The 5,154-nt window shown below is 63.5% G+C and carries 5 protein-coding genes; all 5 read left to right on the top strand.

Annotated elements, in window-relative coordinates:
* The coding region (locus WAN71_RS15545; protein ID WP_422226187.1) for an MlaD family protein at positions 1–1,448 on the top strand (1,448 nt) is incomplete at its 5' end.
* Positions 1,445–2,485, top strand: a complete 1,041-nt coding sequence (locus tag WAN71_RS15540) for an MCE family protein (protein WP_422226186.1) — start codon at positions 1,445–1,447, stop codon at positions 2,483–2,485. The genes WAN71_RS15545 and WAN71_RS15540, both read left to right, overlap by 4 nt.
* 6 nt (positions 2,486–2,491) lie before the next feature.
* A complete protein-coding gene (locus WAN71_RS15535; protein WP_422226185.1) occupies positions 2,492–3,577 on the top strand; it encodes an MCE family protein in 1,086 nt (361 codons plus the stop codon).
* Positions 3,574–4,698: an MCE family protein gene (locus WAN71_RS15530; RefSeq protein WP_422226184.1), complete on the top strand. Its 1,125-nt coding sequence runs from the start codon at positions 3,574–3,576 to the stop codon at positions 4,696–4,698. Before WAN71_RS15535 ends, WAN71_RS15530 begins: the two co-directional genes overlap by 4 nt.
* On the top strand, positions 4,695–5,154 hold a 460-nt coding region (locus WAN71_RS15525), incomplete at its 3' end, for an MlaD family protein (protein WP_422226183.1). The genes WAN71_RS15530 and WAN71_RS15525, both read left to right, overlap by 4 nt.

The raw sequence follows: 5,154 nt of genomic DNA, 5'->3' as shown, positions 1-5,154 counted from the left end.
GACTAGACCCGCTCGTACGGGTCAGCGCCGAGCTGATCAACGTGGGCGATGGTCTGCCGAGCAAGTCGGACGTGAAGTTCCGAGGTGTATTGGTCGGGTTTGTGTCCAATGTCGTTCCGGCCAGGGGCGCAGAGCCCAACATCGTCCATATCGACCTCAAGCCCACCTACGCCGCGGGTATCCCGCACACCGTTACGGCCCGGGTGGTTCCGTCCAATGTCTTCGCGGTGTCGTCGGTGCAGTTGGTGGACAACGGCAAAAACGCCGCACCGCTGCGGGCCGGCGCGGTGATCCACGAGGACCGAAGTCTGCCCACGGTGCTGTTCCAGACCACGTTGAACAAGGTCCGCGAGCTGCTACGGGCTTTCGGTCGCGAGCCCTCCGCCGACAGTATCGGATGGCTGACCGCACTGGGCGAGGCCACCCAGGGACGCGGCGACCGACTAACCAACGCAGGACGCGACCTGAATGAGATTACCACGCAATTGAACTCCGTGGTCGGCGACGATAACGGTCCGAACACGCTTTCCGCTTTCACCGCCGCCGTTAACGGACTGCGGGATGCCTCGCCCGAGCTTTTCGACGCACTTGGCAGCGCGGTGCGGCCGATGCAGACCCTGGCCGAGAAGCGCTCGGCCCTGACCAATCTCCTGTCTGGAGGGCTGAGCACCGTCGGAACGTTTGGCGATGCGTTCGATCATCACACCGACAGGTTGATAAACATCACCACCGAGCTGACGCCGGTGGTCGGTGCGCTCGCCGATAACGCCGGCGCGATTCATCGAATGGCTGGTCGGATCATGAAGGTGGTCGACGGGTTCCGGTATGTGGGGTGGAACGACGCGGCACAGCTTCCATTCGTCAAAGCGGTTATCTCCCTCACTCCTACCCGGACGTACGTGCGTGCGGACTGCCCTCGGTACGGCGCGCTGAAAGGTCCAAGTTGCGACACGGCACCCGAAGTGCCAGTTGCCCCGGCGTTGAGTCTGGCACTGGGGTCTCGGGGACTCCCGCTGCCCCCAGGCGTCCCGGAGAATCGCCCCAACCTGGCCCCACCGCGGGATTCGATACGGGGCAGAGGCGACGTGGGACAAGGTCCACTCGTTCCCGAACAAGCCGCACCAGTACCCCCGGCCGCTGAGCAGCCCCCGCCGCCGCTGGGCCCGGCGCCAACACCGTCGGGCATAGCCTTACCGTCGCTACTCCCGGCGGAAATCGCGCCTCCGGACCAACCGGATGCGCCGTCCGAACCTGTTGCGCCGCCGGTCCTTCAAGGACAATCGGCCGTTTTCGGTGGCAACGTCGGCCCGGTCGGCAGCCGTGACGAGAAAGGTCAGTTAAGCGTCATCGTCGGTAGTGAACCGAACGCCGCCACCGAGTTTCTGTTGGGACCACTGGTGCGTGGAGCGACGGTACATCTCGCGCCGGATCCAGGGGGTGATCGGTGAGGTACCGCAAGCCGCTGATCGGCCTGAGCCTGTTCCTGGTGATGGCGACCGTGGGGAGCTGGATGGTGCTGGTCACGCTGCGCCGCGAGGTCGCGGGACCGACGAACACCTATTCGGCCATCTTCACCGACGTTTCCGGGCTACATCCCGGCGATGACGTTCGCGTTGCCGGAGTTCGTGTCGGACGGGTGGATGGAATCGACCTGGAGGGCGCCCTGGCCAAAGTCACGTTCCGAGTGCAAAGGGAGCAAACCCTCTACCACGACACCATCGCATCGGTGACCTATCAGAACATCATCGGACAGCGGTACCTCGGTCTGTCAGCGGGTAGGTCGGGAGACCGGACGCCGCTGGCAAACCGAAGCCAGATCCCCTTAGACCGCACCAGACCGTCATTCGATATCTCCTATCTACTCAACGGGTTCGAGCCGCTGCTTGCCCTGATGGACCCACGACAGGTGGACAACCTGACGAACGGGATCATCCAAGCGCTGCAAGGGGATTCCGGGTCGGTACTGACACTGATCACCGAGACGTCGGCGCTTGCCGAATCGCTGGCGGGTCCCGATCAAGTCCTTGGTGAGGCCATCACCAAGCTCAACGACGTGGTGAGTAACCTGGCCGGGCAGACCCACAACCTGCAGACAATGATCAGTCAAACCCGCGACGTGCTAGTCATTTTGGGGAATCGGCGCGACCAGTTGGTGGCATCGGCGGGTTCGATCAACGCGGCCGTCGTACGATTGGCGACGATCACCAACAATATCCGTCCCGATCTGCAAGACATCGTCCGCCGCGAACCCGGATTCACCGGGCAGCTCACCGGCGACGCTCGGGAACGTTTCGCCTACATGGGGGCAAACCTTCCCATGCTGCTTAAAGGTGTTGCCCGAGTCAGCGAAGATGGCGCCTACATGGAGGGGTATCTCTGCGACGTCAACTCCTCGATCTTCGCGTTCGTTAGCCGAGTGATTCCCGCCATCGTTCGGCTCGCGTCGCCGGGCAATGTCATCCAACGCTCACCGATGTGCAGGTAGATCACTATGTTCAGGTGGCTCAAACGCCCCATCGAGGGCTACAACAAGATCTGGCTGGGCGCCATCTCGCTGACTCTCACCGCGGTGGCGGTGGCGGTGGTTATCGTCGGGGTCGGCCGCTTGTCGGCGGGTCAGAGCGGCTATCGGGGCGAGTTCCTTCAGGCGGCCCAGATCCGTCCGGGCGACCAAGTTACCGTCGCGGGGATTTCCGTGGGCGCTGTCAGCGGTGTGGAACTCGCCGGTGACCGTGTCGTCGTGAAATTCAAGGTACGCAAGAATGTTCACCTGGGTCACGACACCCGCGCCGCGATCAAGCTGACCACCCTGCTCGGCTCGCGCTATCTCGAGTTGTCCCCCGCCGGCACCGGTGGACTCGACCACCGCACCATCGGTTTGGCGAACACATCGGTTCCCTACGATCTACAAAAGACGCTGGCTGATGCGACCACCACATTCGAACAGGTGGACGCCGACAGCGTAGCCAAATCGTTGACCACCGTGAGTCACGCCCTCGATGGCGTACCCCAAGCCCTACCGCAAGCGCTGGACAACGTTGACTCGCTTGCCACCGTCATTTCCACGCGGCGCGATCAAATCGGATCCCTGCTCAGGAGTGTCGACACCGTCACCGCGATGATCCGCGACCAGCAAGCCAATCTCGGCTCCCTCGTAGTACAGGGCCGAGACCTGTTGGGCGAGATCGTGTCCCGGCGCGCCGCGGTGGAGCGGTTGTTCGACAGCTCGACCGCGTTGGTCAACACGATCAGGACAATCCTCGACGACCAGCCGGCGATCAACGAACTGCTTGCGAATATGCGGGATTTCTCGCACATGATCGGCGAAAAGGACGCATTGGTGCGCAACCTGCTGCAGATCCTGCCGGTCGGCCTTCGTAACGTGACCAACGCTAGCGGCAGCGGGACGGCGATCGATGTCACCGTACCCGGCGGCGGCCTGGTCGACTCGTGGATGTGCGCGCTGAGCGCGCGCGCCAAACAGTTCAATCTGACCCCCTACTTCACGGACTGCAAACCGGCTGCAGATATTTGGCCCGGATGGCCCCCGCCAGATCCCGCGAGGGCTCCGCGATGAGGCACACACGTGCCCTCACCGTCGCAGCGCTTGTCGTGGCTGGAATCGCGATCACGGCGTTCAGCTTGATGCCCCGCGCCAACGACGGACCGATCACGGTAACGGCGCAATTCGAGGACACTGTCGGGCTCTATGCGGGCAATCCCGTGTCGGTGCTGGGCATGCCAGTCGGAAAGGTCACCGGCATCGCCCCCAAGGCCAGCTACGTCGAAGTGAGACTCGAGATCGGTAAGGGTGTCGACATTCCCGCGGACGTGCAAGCCGTCACCGTGTCAACGTCGATCCTGACCGATCGGCATATCGAACTGACCCCGGTCTACCGCGGCGGACCGAAGTTGAAGAACGGGGACGTGTTGGGCCTGGCGCGAACCCGCACGCCGGTGGAATTCGACCGCACCTTGGCGATGGTCGACAAACTTTCGCGCTCCCTGCGCGGTGACGTCCACGGGCACGGGCCACTGGCCGACCTTGTCGACATTGGCGCTCAGATTGCCTCCGGCAACGGGCCCAAGATCAAAGCGACCCTCGATCAGCTCTATCAGGCGCTTCATCTCGGTGCCGACAACGGCGCTGCCACCAAGCACGACATCCAGGCGATCGTGAGCGCTCTCGCGGAGCTGACGCAAGCGGCCGCCGACAACGACACCGCGATACGCGGCTTCGGTTCGAACATGCGCCAGCTCAGCGACATCCTGGCCGACGAGCACCTGGGCACCGGCACCACCGGCGCGAAGATCAACCAGATCCTCGATCAGGCCGCGTCGCTGCTGGAGACAAACCGCGATGGGCTGAAGGGCACTGTTGCCGATTTCAAGACACTAACCGCAGCGGTCAACGACTACCGCCGCGAACTCGCGGAAACATTGGACATCACACCGCTGCTCGCCGCCAACGTCTACAACGCGATCGACAGCAACGCCGGCGCCGTCCGCATACACGCCCTCATCGACAAGCTTTTCCTCGATGGTCAGATGGCGAAGGAAATATGCAACCTTGCAGCAATCAAAGACCTGGGATGTGCGACGGGCACGATAACCGACTACGGGCCGGACTTCGGCGTGAAGCTCTTGGGCGAGGGCGTTTTCGGAATGCTCGAACAGATGGCAGGGGTTCGGCGATGAGGCACGGCGGCGCTGTCCGCCCCGGCTGTCGAAGCGCGGTAGCGGCCGGGCTGACCGTGCTCATTGCCGGATGCGCAACCGGGTTGCAGAGTGTGCCGCTACCGGCACCCGGCCAGGCGGGCAACCGTATCTCGTTGACCGCCGTGTTCGCCAATGCGCTGAATCTGCCGGCAAAGGCGAAGGTCAAACTCAACGGCGCCGACATCGGCGAAGTCGAATCGATGCGCGCGCACGACTTCGCCGCCCACGTGACAATGCGGATCAGCGCCGATGTCCCATTGCGTGCCGGTGCCACCGCGGAACTGCGTTCGGCCACACCGCTCGGTGACGTCTTCGTCGCCATCCGACCCGATCCCCACCCGGCCCCCGACGCGCCGCTGCTGTGCGACGGAGACACGATCGCATTGAACTCCACTTCCGCGGCCGCGACCATCGAAGAAGCGCTCAGTTCGGCGA

Origin of the sequence: Mycobacterium sp. (assembly GCF_049280035.1) — a bacterium.
Classification (GTDB): Bacteria; Actinomycetota; Actinomycetes; order Mycobacteriales; family Mycobacteriaceae; genus Mycobacterium.
This window is presented reverse-complemented; position numbering and strand designations above follow the sequence as displayed.

Excerpts from the sequence above, each read along its gene's own strand:
- WAN71_RS15535 (WP_422226185.1), top strand. The coding sequence starts at position 2,492 with ATGTTCAGGTGGCTCAAACGCCCCATCGAGGGCTACAACAAGATCTGG.
- WAN71_RS15530 (WP_422226184.1), top strand. The coding sequence starts at position 3,574 with ATGAGGCACACACGTGCCCTCACCGTCGCAGCGCTTGTCGTGGCTGGA.